The 17,711-nt window shown below is 64.6% G+C and carries 13 protein-coding genes and 1 tRNA gene; 10 read left to right on the plus strand and 4 right to left on the minus strand.

Annotated features, from left to right (window positions below; translation table 11 throughout):
• Positions 1-19: 19 nt before the first annotated feature.
• Both acnA and BT122_RS04390 read right to left on the minus strand, forming a co-directional pair.
• A complete protein-coding gene (gene acnA / locus BT122_RS04385; protein ID WP_072354758.1) occupies positions 20-2,716 on the minus strand; it encodes an aconitate hydratase AcnA in 2,697 nt (898 codons plus the stop codon).
• Positions 2,676-5,120 carry an HAD-IC family P-type ATPase gene (locus BT122_RS04390; protein WP_072354759.1) on the minus strand — a complete coding sequence of 815 codons (2,445 nt, stop codon included), beginning with the start codon at positions 5,118-5,120 and terminating at the stop codon, positions 2,676-2,678. Before BT122_RS04390 ends, acnA begins: the two co-directional genes overlap by 41 nt.
• A gap of 171 nt (positions 5,121-5,291) precedes the next feature.
• Between BT122_RS04390 and BT122_RS04395 the strand changes: the two genes are divergently transcribed.
• From BT122_RS04395 to aroQ, 9 genes are all read left to right on the plus strand, one after another.
• Positions 5,292-5,368: transfer RNA gene (locus tag BT122_RS04395), tRNA-Arg, on the plus strand.
• Between the two features lie 666 nt (positions 5,369-6,034).
• A complete protein-coding gene (gene aroF / locus BT122_RS04400) occupies positions 6,035-7,063 on the plus strand; it encodes a 3-deoxy-7-phosphoheptulonate synthase (protein WP_072354760.1) in 1,029 nt (342 codons plus the stop codon).
• On the plus strand, positions 7,064-7,948 hold the full coding sequence (locus tag BT122_RS04405) for a prephenate dehydrogenase (protein WP_072354761.1): 885 nt from the start codon (positions 7,064-7,066) through the stop codon (positions 7,946-7,948). It abuts the gene before it with no gap.
• Positions 7,945-9,036 carry a 3-dehydroquinate synthase gene (aroB, locus tag BT122_RS04410; RefSeq protein WP_072354762.1) on the plus strand — a complete coding sequence of 364 codons (1,092 nt, stop codon included), beginning with the start codon at positions 7,945-7,947 and terminating at the stop codon, positions 9,034-9,036. The genes BT122_RS04405 and aroB overlap by 4 nt, the downstream gene beginning before the upstream one ends.
• A 3-nt stretch (positions 9,037-9,039) precedes the next feature.
• Positions 9,040-10,350 (plus strand): 3-phosphoshikimate 1-carboxyvinyltransferase, encoded by a 1,311-nt coding sequence (gene aroA, locus BT122_RS04415; RefSeq protein WP_072354763.1) that lies wholly within the window; start codon positions 9,040-9,042, stop codon positions 10,348-10,350.
• A gap of 2 nt (positions 10,351-10,352) precedes the next feature.
• Positions 10,353-11,468: a chorismate synthase gene (gene aroC / locus BT122_RS04420; RefSeq protein ID WP_072354764.1), complete on the plus strand. Its 1,116-nt coding sequence runs from the start codon at positions 10,353-10,355 to the stop codon at positions 11,466-11,468.
• A 46-nt stretch (positions 11,469-11,514) separates the two neighbouring features.
• Entirely contained in the window at positions 11,515-12,663 is a 1,149-nt protein-coding gene (locus BT122_RS04425; RefSeq protein WP_072354765.1) for a bifunctional chorismate mutase/prephenate dehydratase, read from the plus strand.
• On the plus strand, positions 12,664-13,962 hold the full coding sequence (locus BT122_RS04430; RefSeq protein ID WP_072354766.1) for a shikimate kinase: 1,299 nt from the start codon (positions 12,664-12,666) through the stop codon (positions 13,960-13,962).
• A 186-nt stretch (positions 13,963-14,148) separates the two neighbouring features.
• Positions 14,149-15,084: a type II 3-dehydroquinate dehydratase gene (aroQ, locus tag BT122_RS04435; protein WP_072354767.1), complete on the plus strand. Its 936-nt coding sequence runs from the start codon at positions 14,149-14,151 to the stop codon at positions 15,082-15,084.
• Positions 15,085-15,109: 25 nt separating this feature from the next.
• Here aroQ and BT122_RS04440 read toward each other — a convergent pair whose 3' ends face one another.
• Positions 15,110-15,715: a 5-formyltetrahydrofolate cyclo-ligase gene (locus tag BT122_RS04440; protein WP_072354768.1), complete on the minus strand. Its 606-nt coding sequence runs from the start codon at positions 15,713-15,715 to the stop codon at positions 15,110-15,112.
• A gap of 231 nt (positions 15,716-15,946) precedes the next feature.
• On the opposite strand from BT122_RS04440, the gene trpS reads away from it, so the two are divergent.
• Positions 15,947-16,996 carry a tryptophan--tRNA ligase gene (trpS, locus tag BT122_RS04445; RefSeq protein ID WP_032111843.1) on the plus strand — a complete coding sequence of 350 codons (1,050 nt, stop codon included), beginning with the start codon at positions 15,947-15,949 and terminating at the stop codon, positions 16,994-16,996.
• 31 nt (positions 16,997-17,027) lie between these two features.
• On the opposite strand, the gene BT122_RS04450 is transcribed toward trpS, so the two are convergent.
• On the minus strand, positions 17,028-17,591 hold the full coding sequence (locus BT122_RS04450; protein ID WP_072354769.1) for a hypothetical protein: 564 nt from the start codon (positions 17,589-17,591) through the stop codon (positions 17,028-17,030).
• Between the last annotated feature and the right edge of the window lie 120 nt (positions 17,592-17,711).

A 17,711-nucleotide genomic window follows, 5' to 3' on the forward strand; every position in this document is an offset into this window, starting at 1 on the left:
AAGCAAGCTCTCACAAGGCTTATGAAATCTCGTCCAGGACGTATGGCAGGATGCCGCCCTTCGCGAGGAAGCGCCCCTCCATGGGCGTGTCAACGCGCACGATGCAGGCAAAGGCCATTGCCGTGCCATCGGGACGCGTGGCCGTGACCTCGACCTCGCGCGGGCTCGGTAGTCCCTCGGCAAGGCTCACGGGAGCGACGTCGAAGGTCTCTTCGCCCGTGAGGCCCAGCGTGGCGGCATTCTCGCCCTCCTTGAACTGCAGCGGGAGCACGCCCATCTGCACCAGGTTGGAGCGGTGGATGCGCTCGAAGCTCTCGGCGATGACGGCCCGCACGCCAAGGAGCAGCGGCCCCTTGCCAGCCCAGTCGCGGCTGGAGCCAGAGCCGTAAAGCTTGCCCGCGACCACCACCAGGGGCACGTCATGCTTGGCGTAGTCCACCGCGGCGTCGTAGATGCTCTTGACCTCGCCATCGATAAAATCGCGGGTCCAGCCGCCCACGCGACCATCTGCCAGCACGTTCTTGAGCTTGACGTTGGCAAAGGTGCCACGGGCCATGACCTCGTGGTTGCCCCTGCGGCTACCGTAGGTGTTGAAGTCCTGCTGCGCCACGCCATGCTCGATGAGATAACGCGCCGCCGGGGAGTCCGGGGCAATGGCACCCGCGGGCGAGATGTGGTCCGTTGTCACAAAATCGCCGAGAAGTGCCAAGGCGCGGGCGCCCGACACCTCAACGGTCTCGCGCTGACGCGCGATGTCGAAGTAGGGCGCACGGCGCACGTACGTAGACGACTCGTCCCACGGGAAGGTCGAGGAGGAAGAGGACTCGATGGTCTGCCAGGATGCCGAGCCCTCCTTGAGCGAGCTCTGGGCATCGGCGAAGAGCGACGGCGTAAGGACGCGCGAGAGGACCTCGGCGACCTCGGCATTGGAGGGAACCAGATCCGCAAGCATCACGGGCTCGCCGTTAGCACCCGTTCCGACGGGCTCCTTGGTGAGGTCCACGTCCATGGTGCCCACAAGCGAGTAGGCAACCACGTAAGCAGGCTGGCAGAGGTAGTTCTGGCTCACGTAGGGCGAGATGCGGCCCTCGAAGTTGCGGTTGCCGGAGAGGACGCTCGTGAGCTCCATCTCGTCCGCGCGCTCGCGCAGCGCCGGATGGATGTCACCAGAGTTGCCAATGCAGCTCATGCAGCCAAAGCCACAGGTGAAAAAGCCGAGCTTGGCAAGAGGTGCGGTAAGACCAGCGCGCTCGAGCAGGAGCTGCGTGGCGTGGCTGCCAGGGGCGAGGATCTTCTTCACCCAGGGCTTGGGCGCAAGGCCGCGCTCGACGGCGCTCTTGGCGAGAAGCCCCGCGGCAACCATCATTGACGGGTCAGTCGCAGTGGTGCAGCTGGTGATGGCGGCAATGGCCAGCGCGCCGTGGTGCAGGTCATAGGCGTTGTTTCCGCACGTAACCGAGAAGGACTGGTCCAGGTCGCCGTGCCCGTTCTTCTCGGCACTCTGCTCGAAGCGCTCGCGCAGGCCTGCGATGGTCACGCGGTCGTGCGGGCGCGAGGGGCCGGCAAGGCTCGGCTCGACCGTGGAGAGGTCAAGCGTGACGGTGCGCGAGTAGGTGCGCCCAGTGGTGGCACCAAAGGTGCCCTGGAGCTCCAGGTAGGCCTGGGCAAAGGCAACGTCATCGGCATTGCGGCCGGTGAGCCTAAGGTAGTCGAGGGTCTTCTCGTCCACGGGGAAGAGCGTGGTGGTGGCACCGTACTCCGGCGTCATGTTGGCGACACAGGAGCGCTGCGTGGCGGTGAGGGTTGCCACGCCCTCGCCCGTCACCTCGACGAGGCAGCCGACGACGCCAGCCGCGCGCATGAGCTGCGCAACCGTGAGGGCAAGGTCCATGCCGGAGACGCCCTCGCGCAGGGCGCCGGTGAGACGAAGCTCCACCACCGGCGGCACGAGCATCGAGATGGGCTGTCCCAGCGCCGCGGCCTCAGCCTCGATGCCGCCAACGCCCCAGCCCATGACGCCAACGCCGTTTGCCGTGGTGGTGTGCGAGTCGGTGCCCACAAGCGTGTCAAAGCAGGCCACGGGCTCATTAAGCGAAGAAAGCGCGTCGGTGGTCACCACGCGGCAGAAGCGCTCGATGTTGAGCTGGTGGCAGATGCCGCCGCCGGGCGGAACGATCTCGACGTTGCCAAAGGACTGGCCGGCCCACTTGAGGAAGGCAAAGCGCTCGTGGTTGCGCTTGGCCTCGAGCTCTTGGTTCTTCTCGCACGCGTCCTTCTCGCCAGCGACGTCGGCAATGACCGAGTGGTCGACCACGAGGGTGCAGGGGATGTGCGGGTTGACGCGCGAGGGGTCACCGCCACGGGTCACCATGGCGTCGCGCATGGAGGCAAAGTCGACAAAGACGGGCACGCCGGTGAAGTCCTGGAAGAGGACGCGGGCAGGCATGAACTCGATTTCAGTGCCCTGCTCGCCAGCAAGCCCGGCCTCGACCACCGCCAGGGCCTGACGCACGGCGTCGTCGTCGGTGGCGGAGCGGCGAACGACGTTCTCGAGAAGCTCGACGAGGGCACGGGGCAGCCGGTCTGCTCCGGGAATACCAGAGACGTCAAAGGCAAGCGCCTCTCGGCCGGCCGCAGAAACGCGGACGGGATGACGAGCGGCGAGAACGGCGTCCCTAAACTCCCCGGTACTTGGCGTTGCTTCTGTGCGTGACATGGGTCTCCTCCAGTCTGTCCGCAAGGCGGGCGATGCCCCCGCCGTCCTTGGCAAGGGCAATAGATCGGTTGAAGAGCGTATCGAAGAGGACGCACGAGAGCGCGCCCGTAACGACAACCAAGACACACATACTAAACGTGAGAGGGGCCACCTTGAAGAAGGCACCAAATACCGTACACCCGACGGCAACAATTGCGGCGACTGTCACAAGAAGCGCAGTGCGCAGAGGCGTGAGGGGCTGCGAGATGCGCCAGATAAGGCGTATGCCCACAATAGCGACAAGCAGCATGCAGACGGTTGAGGTCTCGGAGAAGGTCATGGGCATGATGCGCTCGGCGGCAAGCGCCACGATGAGCGCCACGGTGATGCCTGCCGAGGCAGGAAGCGACCGCGCCAGCACGTGACCGAGGAAGCCGCCGCTCACCCGGTCATGGTTTGGCTCGAGGGCAAGCACGAACGATGGTAGGCCAATGATGGCAGACGAGATGAGCGACATCTGTATGGGGATGAAGGGATAGGGCGGAAAGAAGATGCACACCAGTGCGAGAAGAGCCGTGTAGACAGTCTTGACGAGAAAGAGCGAGGCAGATCGCTGCAGGTTGTTGATCGAGCGGCGCCCCTCGGCAACCACCTCGGGCATGTGGGAGAAGTCATTGTCGGCAAGGACGATCTCCGAGACGTTGCGAGCCGCGGCCGAGCCCGACGCAACCGAGATCGAGCAGTCGGCCTCGCGCAGAGCCAGCACGTCGTTCACACCGTCGCCCGTCATGGCAACAACGTGGCCGTCCGCGCGAAGGGCGCGCACGAGCGAGCGCTTCTGCTCGGGCGTGACGCGACCAAAGACGTGGTAGCGGCGAGCCGCATCAACGAGGTCCGCCTCGGTCTTGAGGGTCGAGGCGTCAACGGCTTGCTCCGCGTGGGGCACGCCCGCTCTTGCCGCGATGGCCGAGACGGTCGTAGGATCGTCGCCAGAGATGACGCGCAGGTCAACGCCCTGCTCGATGAAGTAGCGCATGGTCTGTGGAGCCGTCGCGCGAAGCTCATCCCGGATGCCAACAACGCCGAGAAGAGACGCCGTCCCCTGGGGTGCGCCCTCGGCGTCGAAGCCCTCGACCTCGCAGACAACGAGCACGCGCTCACAGGGGTCGAAACCGGCTGCAAGGTCTGCCGCCTGAGCCACGCCACTCTCGTCCAGGACAAAGCGCGCAGCGCCCAGGACGAGGGCGCGTCCGTCTGCCGTCACGCAGCCAGAGCACTTGCGCCGCGAGGTAAAAGGGACCACGCGCAGCGGAGCCCCTCCCCTCTCGACGCCAGCCTTGTTTGCGTAGTCGAGAAGCGCCTGCGCCGTGTCGTTTGCGTCGCCCTCGGACGCGCGGACGACCTCTGCCAGTGCCTTGTCGACCTCTGACAGCGTGTGGCCAGGCGCTGGCTCGACGCGCGAGACCTCCATGCGGCCTGTGGTGATGGTCCCCGTCTTGTCGAGGCACAGCGTGTCGACGCGCGCAAGCGTCTCCACGCAATAGGTCTGCTGCACGAGGACCTTGCGCGATGCCAGCCGCGTAGTGGCAATGGCAAGGATGCTCGAGGTGAGCAGCACGAGCCCCTGCGGAATCATGCCCACCACGGCAGCGACGGCGGAGAGAATGGCGTCGTTGAGCGTCGCGCTGTCCATGAAGAGCGTGCGCAGGAAAAGACCAATGCCCAGCGGGAAGAGCGCATAGGTGCCCAGCCGGATGATTGCCCTCAGCGAGTCGAGGATCTGGGAGTGCACGGGCTTCACGTACTTGGCCTCGGCGTTGAGACGCGCGGCGTAGCCTTCCTGCCCCACCTTGGTCACGCGGGCGAGAAGGTCGCCGGAGTCAATGAAGCTGCCACTCAAGAGTGTGTCGCCGGGACCCTTGGGAACGGGGCGGCTCTCGCCCGTGAGCAGGGACTCGTCCATCTGGACCTGGCCCCTGAGCACCACGGAGTCCGCAGGGACCTGCTCGCCGTGTGCCAGGAGGATGCAGTCGTCGAGCACCAGCTCGGAAGGGAGCAGCTCCACTACCTGGCCGTCACGCTTCACGCGGACGCGCTTCTCGGTAAGGATGGAGAGCTTGTCGACCATGCGCTTGGCCCGGATCTCCTGAAAGACGCCGATGACCAGGTTGCAGATGACCACGCCCATGAAAAGCAGGTTTCGCCACTGGCCCGTTATGGCAACGAGGATTGCCATGCCAACGTTGACACCGTTGAAGAGCGTGAACGTATGCTCGGCCAGGATCTGGCGCACGGTCTTGGTCTTGACGTCGGTGTTGGCGTTGGTCTTCCCGGCAGCGATGCGCTCCTCGACCTCGGCGGAAGAGAGGCCCTCGATGTTGTTCGCGGGCATGTCGTCGGTGGCAGGTGTGGTGTTGCGCGTCATGGTCTCCCCTCGCTTGAGCTGCCGGCATGGCAGCAGGTGCCGAATGCCCATTGTATGCGAGCCGCCCAAACGGGCGGCGGGTCGACTTAGGTGTTGTGGGCGAGTCGTGACGATGGCAATCTACGCTGACGGTAGCCAAGTTGAGAAGTTTGCCTATAATCAAAGGCCGTTGGCCCCGTAGCTCAGTGGATTAGAGCGTTCGCCTCCGGAGCGAAAGGTCGTGGGTTCGAACCCCACCGGGGTCACCAGGTGTTTGCGCAGCCCAGGGTGCTTATCGTCCTGGGCTTTTTTGTAGCGCAACGAGGTCCTTCTCGGCTGTCTCTCTTCACTGTCCCTCTCGCCAGCCTCGCTGCGGTCTCTCTCGTCAGCCTCGCTGCGGTCTCTCTCGTCAGCCTCGCTGTTGTCACTCTCGTCAGCCTCGCTGTTGTCACTCTCGGCGGAGTTTAGCTCCTTTTCTTAAAAACGTCATGAGTTACCTGGGCAAACGTCAATTCGTTTTAAGAAAAGGAGCTAATCTCCGTAGTGGGAGCTCCAAAAAACCACCTTGGAGTACGAGTCGCGGTTGCATACGCATGTGTACAGACCAAAACGCGCACGAGAACAACCGCCGCAGCGATGTTTACCGCAGAGATTAGCTTCATTTCTTAAACGACCCCGACGTTTGCCCAGTTGCCACGAAGAAGTTTTAAGAAAAGGAGCTAATCTCCGAGAAGAGAGCGAGGAGTGGCCGAGAAACGCCTCGAGCGCGGGCAAGCAAGCCCCTTAGAAAGCCCCGGTAAGCGACACGGTAATAGTTCGCCTTTGTTAACGCCGCAGGCACAAGCCCTGCAAAGGGACTCCTCCGTGGTAGCATTCCAATCCCTATGCGACAAGACGGCCGCTGCCCACACGCGGCCTCGGAAAGGCATGCCACCATGATTGCAGTAGTTAAAGAGACGGCCACCCAAGACCAGCTTGACCACTTCGTCAAGTGGATCGAAGGGCGCGGCTTCAAGACCAACGTATCCCAGGGCGACAACGAAACCATCGTCGGCATCATTGGCGACACCACCCAGATTGACCCCTTCCTCCTCGAGTCGATGGACATCATCGAGCGCGTCCAGCGCGTCTCGGAGCCCTTCAAGAAGGCCAACCGCAAGTTCCACCCCGAGGATACGGTGGTTGACTGCGGCCACGGCGTGAAGATCGGCGGCGGCAACTTCCAGGTCATCGCCGGCCCCTGCTCCGTGGAAGGCAAGAACCTCTTCGAAATAGCGCGCGCCGTCAAGGCCTCCGGGGCAACCATGCTCCGCGGCGGCGCCTACAAGCCCCGTACCAGCCCATACTCCTACCAGGGCATGGGCGAGAGGGGCCTCGACCTTCTCGTCGAGGCGTCCGCCGAGCTTGACATGCCCATCGTGACCGAGGTCATGGACCCGCGCGACGTCCAGCTCTTCCTCGACAAGGGCATCGACGTCATGCAGATTGGCGCCCGCAACGCCCAGAACTTCCCCCTGCTGCGTGAGGTTGGCAAGACCCAGGTGCCAGTGCTTCTCAAGCGCGGCCTCTCCGAGACCATCGACGAGCTCCTCATGGGCGCCGAGTACATCATGAGCGAGGGCAACCCCAACGTAATCCTGTGCGAGCGCGGCATTCGCACGTTCGAGACGCGCACGAGAAACACCTTTGACGTGAACGCGATCCCCGTCCTGCACCACCTGTCTCACCTGCCGGTTGTTGGCGACCCCAGCCACGCCACGGGCTACACCCGCTACGTGCGGTCGGCGGCATACGCCGCAACGGCCGCAGGCGCAGACGGCCTGGAGATCGAGGTCCACGACAACCCCAGCGAGGCCTGGTCCGACGGCGCGCAGGCGCTCACTCCCACGCAGTTCGACGACGCCATGCGCCGCATCCGCCTCATTCGCGAGGCCGTGACCGCGCCCGTCGAGGAGGCAGAGTAGATGGCTGAGAAAGACCAGCGTGCCAGCTCCCCCACCTTTGTTCCAGACCGCGTGGGCGTTGTGGGCCTGGGCCTCATGGGCGGCTCCTTCGCCAAGGCGCTCGCGGCTGCGGGGCGCGAGGTGTACGGATGGAACCGCACGCACTCCGTCACCGAGATGGCAGAGATAGAGACCATTGCCGGCGAGCTCACCGACAAGACGATCCCCACCTGCGAGCTCATCATCCTCGCGGGCTACCCCCAGGTGAGCATAGACTGGCTAGGAGAGATGGCCAACCTCATCTCGCCGGGTGCCATCGTCATCGACACCGTAGGCGTCAAGCGCATCATCTGCGAGCGCTGCGGCAAGATCTCCGAGGGCCAGCCCTGGACCTTCGTGGGCTGCCACCCCATGGCAGGCACCCAGTACTCCGGATTTGCGCACGCCCGCGCGAACATGTTCCACAACGCGCCCATGGTCGTGGTGCCACCTCAGATGGACGACTTCGAGCGCGTGGCCATCCTGGAGCGCCTGAAGCGCCTGCTCGAGCCATGCGGCTTTGGCTCGTTCACGCTCTCAACCGCCGAGAACCACGACCGCATGATTGCCTACACCTCGCAGCTCGCACACGTGGTTTCCAATGCCTACGTCAAGAGCCCCACGGCACAGGAGCATAAGGGCTTCTCGGCCGGCTCGTACAAGGACCTCACGCGTGTGGCGCGCCTCAACGCCCCCATGTGGACCGAACTCTTCCTTGACAACGCCGACAACCTCTCGCGCGAGGTAGGTACCATCATCGAGAATCTCCAAGCCTACAAGGACGCCATCGACGCCCGCGATGCCGAGAAACTCCAGACGCTACTCGCGGAGGGCGACCGCCTCAAGAGGGAGGCCGAGGCCCGATGAGCGAGACCCACGTCACCCCCGTACACACGCCCTCCCGCTCGTACGAGGTCCACGTTGGCCGCGGGCTTCTTGGTACAGTGGGCTCTCTTGTCGCCAAGGCATGCCCCACGGTCACGCATGTTGCCCTCATCTTGGACTCGAACGTGGCGCCGCTCTACGCGAAGCCAGTCGAGGAGTCACTTGGGGCAGCAGGCATTGCGGTCTCGACCATCAACTTCCCCGCAGGCGAGGAGCACAAGCGCCTCTCGACTTTGGGGGACATCCTCGAGCGCATGGCACAGGCGGGCCTCACGCGCTCCGATGCCGTCGTGGCCGTGGGTGGAGGCGTTACTGGTGACATGGCCGGCCTTGCCGCAGCCCTTTACCAGCGCGGCATTCAGGTGGTCCAGGTGCCCACGTCGCTTCTCGCGATGGTCGACTCGTCCGTGGGCGGCAAGACCGCCGTGGACCTGGAGGCCGGCAAGAACCTTGCCGGCGCCTTCCTGCAGCCGTCGCTGGTTGTTGCCGACATCGACTGCCTGGCCACCGTCTCGCCCGAGCTGTTGCGCGACTCGTGCGGCGAGATGATCAAGCACGGTGTGCTTGCAGATGAGAAGCTCTTTGACCAGCTGCGTGAGGACCCCGTGTGTGCGCCTGGCTTTGACCCCGACAGGCTCGTGGGCATCGTTGCAAGAAACGTCCAGATCAAGCGCGACGTAGTCGACGCGGACGAGCAGGAGCACGGCCGTCGGCAAACGCTCAACCTGGGCCACACCATCGGACACGCCATTGAGGCGGCAAGCGACTTCACGCTGGGCCACGGGAGCTGCGTCGCTGCAGGCCTCTGCTGCGTTGCCCGGGCCTCCGCACGCCTTGGCTGGTGTGAGCAGGACGTCGCGGACCGCATCGTGGCCTGCGTCGAGGCCTACGGGCTTCCCACCAACACGGACATCGACCACGACACGCTCCTCGACTATGCGGCACGCGACAAGAAGCGCCGCGCAGACGGCGTGACCCTCGTGGTGCCCACGCGCATTGGCGCAGTCGAGCTGCGCAAGGTCTCGCTTGAGGAGCTTCGCCACGTGATCGACCTCGGCTGCGGGGAGTAGCACATGGACGTGACCATCCACCCTGCACCGCTTCACGGCACCATTCCTGCCATCGCCTCGAAGTCGATGGCACACAGGCTGCTCATCATGGCAGCGCTCTGCCCTGGGACCACAGACATCAACTGCAACGCGACCTCCAAGGACATCGAGGCCACCGTCAGTTGCCTGGAGGCGCTCGGCGCACGCATCGCGAGCACGCGCCTGGGCTTTAGGGTGAACCCCCTTCCCGGCACGAGTGCCACGGACAACATCCGTCAGGCCACGCCAGGGGCGCACCTCGACTGCGGCGAGTCTGGCTCCACCCTCCGCTTCATGCTGCCGATCGTCGCCGCGCTAGGGCGCGGGGGCAGCCTCGATGGTCACGGCCGCCTGGCCGAGCGTCCCCTCTCCCCCCTCTACGAGGAGCTCGTCTGCCATGGCGTCACGCTCTCCACGCGCGGGAGGCTCCCCCTCGAGGTCTCGGGCACGCTCCTGCCGGGCCGCTTCTCCATCCCCGGGAATGTCTCGTCCCAGTTCGTGAGCGGCCTGCTCATGGCAGCCCCGCTCCTCTCGGCGCCCAGCGAGATCGTAGTCACGGAGCCCGTTGAGTCGCGTTCCTACATCCGCCTCACCACGCGCGCGCTCGCCGAGTTTGGCGTTGACGTGGGCGTGACGCACGAGACCGTGGACGGCGACCGCGCCACGGTCCTCTCGGTCTCTCCTGCCCGCGGCACCGTCTCGCCGGGCACCGTGACGGTCGAGGGCGACTGGTCCAACGCCGCCTTCTGGCTTGCGGCGGGCGCCGTTGCCGGGGGCGTCTCGGTGAGCGGGCTGGACCTTTCGAGCGCACAGGGCGACCGTGCCATCATGGCCTGCGCCGCCGCGTTTGGCGCACGCGTTGGACGCTCGGGCAACGTTGCCTCCACGACCCCTGACGCACTGCGTGGCCGCACCATCGACGTGCGAGACACGCCGGACCTCGTGCCCCCGCTTGCCGCCATCGCCGCAAATGCCACGGGCACTACGGTCATCGCCAATGCCGGCCGCCTTCGCCTCAAGGAGTCAGACCGCCTGAAGACCGTGCGGGAGGCTCTCTCGGCCATGGGCGCCCGCGTCGAGGAAGAGCCAGACGCCCTTGTCATCCATGGCAACGGGCCGCTATCCGGTGGCACGGTGGACGCGGCGAATGACCACCGCATCGCCATGATGGCGGCAATTGCCGGCGCCAACGCACTCGGCCCCACAACCATCCGCGGCGCCGAGTGCGTCGCCAAGTCGTACCCACGCTTCTTCGAGGACTTCCGCACCCTCGGAGGCATTGCAGAGGAAGGCTAGACATGCCCTCGAGCTTTGGACAGACGCTCCGTGTCACCGTGTTTGGACAGTCTCACTCCCCCGCCATTGGCTGCGTGGTCGAGGGCTTGCCCTCGGGCATCGTTGTTGACCAGGACGCCCTTGCTGCCTTCATGGCACGTCGCGCGCCCGGCCAGGGCAGCTGGACCACGCCCCGCCGCGAGGAGGACCGCCCCCGCATCGTGAGCGGCCTGAACGTCCATGGCGCCACTTGCGGGGCTCCCCTTGCCGCCGTCATCGAGAACACTAACACGCGCTCGGGCGACTACGACAACCTCCTCAAGGTGCCGCGTCCCGGCCACGCCGACCTCACCGCGTGGGAGAAGTGGCACGGCAACCAGGATGTCCCCGGCGGTGGGCACTTCTCCGGCCGTCTCACCGCGCCCCTGTGCGTAGCGGGCGGCATCGCCCTCCAGGCGCTCGCGGCGCGCGGTGTGCGCATTGGCGCCCACCTGCTCTCCGTTGCCAACGTCGAGGACGAGCGCTTCGACGCCCTGGACAACTCCCCTGCTGCCCAGGCGCACCTCGCCGAGCAGCTCGACACGCTCGCGTCCGGCCCGCGTTTCCCCACGATCGACGCGGATGCCGGCACGCGCATGCTCGCAGCCATCGACGACGCACGCCGCAGCCTCGACTCCGTTGGCGGCGTCATCGAGTGCGTTGCCTGCGGCATGCCTGCGGGCGCGGGCTCGCCCATGTTCGACGGCATCGAGAACATGCTGGCCCGTGCCGCGTTTGGCATCCCTGCCGTCAAGGGCATCGAGTTTGGCCGCGGCTTCGAAGCTGCACGCCTCCATGGCAGCGAGAACAACGACCCCTACGAGATGCGCGATGGCGTGCCCACGCCCAAGACCAACAACGCTGGTGGCATCCTCGGCGGCATCACCACCGGTGCGCCCGTGCTCTTTAGAATCGCCCTGAAGCCCACCTCGTCCATCGCGCGCGAGCAGGACTCCGTCGACCTCGAGAGCGGCTCCAACGCCAAGCTCAGCGTGCACGGCCGCCACGACCCGTGCGTGGCCACGCGTGCTGTGCCCGTTGCCGAGGCCGTCTGCGCCCTCGTGCTTCTCGACGCCCTGCTCAGCTACCCCGCGGAGTAGCCGCCGAACCCAAAGCCCCCACCAAAGCGAACCGGAGATACGCCCCATGGAAGACCTCTCGGACATCCGTCATGAGATCGATGACATAGATAACGCCATCCTCGACCTGTTCCAGCAGCGCATGGACTGCGCGGAGCGCGTGGCCGCCTACAAGCGCGCCAACAACCTCCCCGTGCTCGACCGCTCTCGCGAGCGCGCCCACATGGCGGCGCTCGCGGATAAGGCTCCCGAGGACCTGAGGACCTACACCGAGGTCCTGTTCCAGCTCCTCATGGAGGCCTCGCGCGCCCGCCAGGGCCAGCGCCTTGCGGCGGAGCACGCGCCCAAAACCCTTGCTGCCATCGACCAGGCGCGCGAGACGACCCCGGACCTCTTCCCTCGCGAGGCCTACGTTGCCTGCCAGGGCGTCGAGGGCGCCTACTCTCAGTTTGCGGCAGACCGCATCTTCAAGCACCCGCTCATCTCGTACTTCGAGTCCTTCGAGGGCGTGTTCCGCGCCGTCGAGACGGACTTCTCGCGCTATGGCGTGCTGCCAATCGAGAACTCCACGGCAGGATCTGTGAACAAGGTCTACGACCTCATGATGCAGCACAACTTCCATGTGGTGCGCACCACGCGCGTCAAGATCGACCACAACCTCCTTGCCAAGCCGGGCACCGCGATCGAGCAGATCCATGACGTCTATAGCCACGAGCAGGCCATCAACCAGTGCGCCGGCTTCATCGAGCGCATGGGGCTCACGCCGCACGTGGTCGAGAACACCGCCATGGCTGCAAAGAGCGTGGCAGACAGCGACCGCACGGACGTGGCGGCCCTCTCGAGCCGCGCATGTGCCCAGCTCTACGGCCTCGACGTGCTCATGCGCGACGTCCAGGATCGAGACGACAACTACACGCGCTTTGCCTGCATCTCCAAGTCCCTCGAGGTCTACCCGGGCGCGGACCGCACCTCCCTCATGATCGTGGTGGACCACCGCCCGGGCACGCTCTTCAAAGTGCTCGCGAAGTTCTACGCCCTCGACATCAACATCATCAAGCTCGAGAGCCGCCCCATTCCCGGTCGCGACTTCGAGTTCATGTTCTACTTCGACGTGGAGTGCCCGGTCACGGCGCCGGAGTTCCGCACGCTCATGGCGACCATTGGGGACGCCTGCGAGGAGTGCCGCTACCTTGGCAGCTACTCGGAGGTGCTCTAGATGACCAGCACGCCTGCCCAGCAGCCGCAAGCCACTACGGCGCCCTTCGGCCTTCTCGGCCGAAAGCTCGGCCACAGCTGGTCGCCGCGCATCCACACCACCCTGGGAAGCATCCCCTACGAGCTCTTTGAGCGAGAGCCCAGCGAGGTGGAGCCGTTCGTCCACGAAGGCTCGTGGCGCGGCATCAACGTGACCATCCCCTACAAGCGAGACGCCGCGCGCCTGGCAGACGAGCGCTCGCCCCGCGTGGAGCGCCTGGGAGCAGCCAACACCCTGGTCCGCCGCCCCGATGGCAGCATCTACGCCGAGAACACCGACGTCCTGGGCTTCTCGCTCATGCTCCAACGCTTCTGCAAGCGCAAGCTGGGCACAACCGCAGAGGCGCTGCTCTCCGGCAAGCCCGCCCTCGTGCTGGGAAGCGGCGGCGCCAGCGCGGCCGTCCAGGCGGCTCTCGAGGACGCGGGGGCGAAGGTCTCTATCATCTCTCGCTCGGGAGAGGACACATACCAGACGCTGACCGAGCGCCACGCGGACGCGGTTCTCGTAGTCAACGCAACGCCCGTGGGGATGTATCCCAACTGCCCCGCGACGCCTGTGCCCGAGAAGGACCTCGCGCAGCTCAAGAGCCTCGCCGGCGTGCTCGACGTGATCTACAACCCCACGCGCACGGGCATCGTGCTTGCGGCAGAGTGCCTGGGCATTCCCGCCGAGACGGGCCTTTCCATGCTGGTAGCACAGGCACTGCGGTCGAGCGAGCTCTTCCAGGGCCGCCAGCTGGACGTCTCCCTCGTAGACCAGATCGAGGCCCAGATCCTCTCAGAGACGGGCAACGTCATTCTCATAGGCATGCCGGGCTGCGGCAAGACCACCACAGGCAAGCGCCTGGCGCGCATGCTGGGGAGGCCCTTCGTCGACATCGACGACGCCATCGAGGCAGGTACGGGAGAGAGCGCCGCACACATCATAAGCACCAGGGGCGAGCAGGAGTTCAGGCGTGTCGAGTCCAAGGTCACGGGCGAGTACGGCGCGCGCTCGGGGCTGGTGATTGCCTGCGGCGGTGGCGTGGTCACGGTGCCTGCCAACTACGACCTCCTCCACCAGAACGGCACCATCGTTTTCATCGACCGCCCCATAGCGGAACTCGAGACTGCAGGACGTCCCGTCTCTGCCACCAAAGGCGTTGAGAAGCTCGCCCGTGAGCGCATGGATATCTATCGTGCCTGGTCAGACATCACAATCTCCTCGATGGGGTCTCCTGCCGGAAACGCCCACGCGATAAGGGACCAGCTTGGCCTCTAGCGCAATTCGCAACGTCAGCCGAAAATGGGCAACGTCTACGGAGTCACAACCAACCAAACACCGTGACGTGCCTGCGATAGCCCTATACTCTGCTCAACACATTTAAACAAGTGGGGCAGCGATGGAAGACCTTGGGGAGAAGGCCTTTTTGAGCAGTGCGCCGCAGGAAGAAAGGGTTTGGCGCAAATGGCAAAGACGGATGTCGCCGAGCAGGTCCTCGACGCCCTTGGTGGCAAGGACAACGTAAAGGCAAACGACATCTGCATGACGAGGCTCAGGATTCTCACCGAGGAACCAGACCTTATCGACCTCAACAGGCTCCGCTCCATCAAGGGCGTCCTTGGCACCGTGCGTCGCGGCTCAAACGGTGTCGAGATCGTCTTTGGCCCTGGCTCCATCAACGAGGTCAGCAATGACATCGTGCGGCTCACGGGCATCGAGCCCAGCTACTCCGCCTTCCGCGGCTCCTCCTCCGCTCCGGAGGACTCAATCAGCGTGCAGATCAACGGTCACGCGCCCATCCCCAAGGCGGTGCGCGCGGCTGTTGCCGCAAAGAAAACGCTGGCCTCAGCACACGTCGATACCCCCGCAAACGACGATGACGACGCGGATGACATTGAGGAGCTGGCCTCGCTCCTCGAGGCAACGGATCCCGGCAGCACCTACCGCCTCCTAGTGGTAAACGGTCCCAACATCAACATGCTCGGCGTGCGCGAGCCCAAGATTTACGGCCGCAAGACCTATGCCGACCTCGTGCGCCTTTGCCGTACGGCCGCCCGTGAAGCGGGCTTTGCCGAGTGCCGCTGCTTCCAGTCCAACCACGAGGGGGACCTCGTCGACGTGATCCAGGCCGCCTACGGCGAGTTCGACGGTATTGTCATCAACCCTGCCGCCTATACGCACACATCGGTGGCGCTGCTCGACGCGCTCAAGTCCGTAGCGCTCCCCACAATCGAGGTCCACATCTCAAAGGTCGACGAGCGTGAGGACTTCCGCCAGGTCTCCTACGTGCGTGCGGCATGCTTCGAGACCATCGTTGGCATGGGACTCGACGGCTATCGCAAGGCAATCAAGGACATGGCCGCCTACCTCCGCGAGCACAAGGGTGCCGAGAAAGACTAGCTAGGCGCACACAAAAGCGCAGCTGCTATCGCACCATGGGGTTGCAGCACCACGTCCCGGACTCGCTTACCAGCCAGTCCACGGGCACGTCATGCTCGTCTCTTGGCAGTGGGTTCCCCGAGAGCTGCCGCGAGCGTACCAGCGCGACCTTCTCGCCAGGGTAGAACGCAAGGAACCTGTCGTAGTAGCCGCCACCGTAGCCAATGCGGTAGCCATCGGCGTCAAACACAAGGCCAGGAACAATGCACAGCGAGCCCACCATCTGCGGTGGCGTGAGGGGACGTCCGCAGTCCGGCGAAGGCTCCATGAGCCCGCGAAGACCTGGCTCGAGGTCATCCTCAGAGGAGATCACGTAGAAGTCAAGCGAATGGGAGCGGCGACAGCGCGGGACGGCAACCTGTTTGCCAGCTGCCCAGGCGGCCTGCATGAGCGCGTGGGTGTCTACCTCGCTCCCAAACGAGACATAGGTGAGGATAAGACGCGCATTCTTCCAAGCAGAAAGTTCCTCAAGCCCAAGCAGAATGCGTGCGTCTGTGGCAGCACGAACTGAAGCGCCCATACGGGTGCGGATGCGCACGTACTCCGCACGGAGAGCGGTCTTGCCAGCGTCTGATCCTTGGGAACTCGCCACCGCATCCTCCTTCTCCCGTAGGCACCACTTTACCTCATTATGCTTCTCACCTTGGCATCATTGCCAATCTCGCAACCATGCAGCAAGCGAGTGGTCTTAAATGCCAGCTGTACAGGTACTTATTTTTCGCAAAGCCCGCAAGGAGAAAGCGGCCGGTTGCCGTAAGATTGACATTTGCGAACATACGCGCCGCCCGGCGGCACTAACACGCGAAGGACCAGGAGAGACATCATGCCCAACGAGGGAAGCTACGAAGCCGCGCTCAAGCGCAGCGACCAGATTCAGGCCGACCTGCCCCAGCACCCGGAGAACTACACCATGCTCACGGGTGACAGGCCCACTGGCCGCCTGCACCTAGGCCACTACTTTGGCACCATCAAGGAGCGTGTGCGCCTCCAGGACCTGGGCGTCAACACCAACATCATCATTGCAGACTACCAGGTGATCACGGACCGTGACACCACCGAGCACATCCGCGACAACGTGTACAACATGGTCATCGACTACCTTGCCTGTGGCATCGACCCAGAGAAGACCATGATCTTCACCCACTCCGCCGTCCCGGAGGAGAACCAGCTCATGCTGCCGTTCCTCTCGCTGGTGACCGAGGCCGAGATGGAGCGCAACCCCACCGTGAAGGCAGAGCAGGCAGCCTCTGGCCACGCACTCACGGGCTTGCTCCTCACCTACCCCGTGCACCAGGCATGCGACATCCTCTTCTGCAAGGGCAACATCGTGCCCGTGGGACGAGACCAGCTCCCCCACATCGAGATCACCTCGAAGATCGCCCGTCGCTTCAACGAGCGCTACGGCAAGGTCTTTCCCGAGGTTGCAGGGCTTCTCACCTCCACGCCGCTCCTGCCGGGCCTTGACGGCCGCAAGATGAGCAAGTCCTACGGCAACGCCATCTCGCTCTCGATGACCGCCGAGGAAACCGCCAAGCTTATCAAGAAGTCGAAGACCGACTCCGAGCGCAACATCACGTTTGACCCCGAGGGACGCCCCGGCGTCTCGGCGCTGCTCACCACGGCCGGCATCTGCAGCGGCCGCGACCCCAAGGAGATCGCAGACGAGATTGGCATGGGCGGCGCGGGTCAGCTCAAGCGCTACACCACAGAAGTCGTGAACGAGTACTTTGCTCCCATCCGCGAGCGCCGCGAGAAGCTCGCCGGGGACCTCGACTACGTGAAGGACGTGCTCCACGACGGCAACCGACGCGCGAACGAGATTGCCCACCAGACCCTGAACGAGGTCCGCGAGGCCATGGGCATGGTGTACTAGGATCCAGCACAAAGAATTCTGGCAAGGCAAGCTACCTCGGAGTTCGCTCCGGGGTAGCTTTCATATGCGCAAGCACATAGGCAGGTGCGCACACGTAGAGACGGCCCCGCTCGTCCGCAAGGTTGCAGCAGCGCTTTGGCCGCTCGTTCATGCCCACGAATCGGTAGCGCTTGCCACGAACGAGCAGCTCGGTTCCAACGAGGGGTTCCACATGCGAGCGAGGAACCTCCGACACCTTGCGGACAGGCTCGCGGCGTATGGCGCGAACGTCGGTGCCATACGCCGCATTGACCCTGGCAGCAACCTCGCGGAAACGCCCCCCATGGTCAAAGCAGCCAGGAAGCGTGTGGATGAGCTCGTGGAAGAGGACGTCACGCACCTGAGCGTCAGTCTTGCACGCATCGACGGAGCATGAAATCTGGAAGAGCGGCTTCCGACCGCTGCGCAGCTTCTTGCAGCTGCCAATGCGCGAGTGGTTGTGCGTGAGCCTCACCGAGGGCAGGTACTCGCGCGGAGAGATCCCCATGCGCCGCAGGCAGAGGTCACAATCTGCGAGCAGAGCGTCAAACCTCTCCTGCGTCTCCATGTCCCCCACTAGTTGCCCTCCCGACGGCGTACTTTGCCCTTAAGAAGCGTGGTCCGCTGCATGCCACGATGTTGAAGCAGGCGGACGATAACGGAAGGTAGGGGTTGGGCTTTCCCTCGGAGGGCGTGT

This window comes from Olsenella sp. kh2p3 (genome assembly GCA_900119625.1).
Classification (GTDB): domain Bacteria; phylum Actinomycetota; class Coriobacteriia; order Coriobacteriales; family Atopobiaceae; genus Tractidigestivibacter.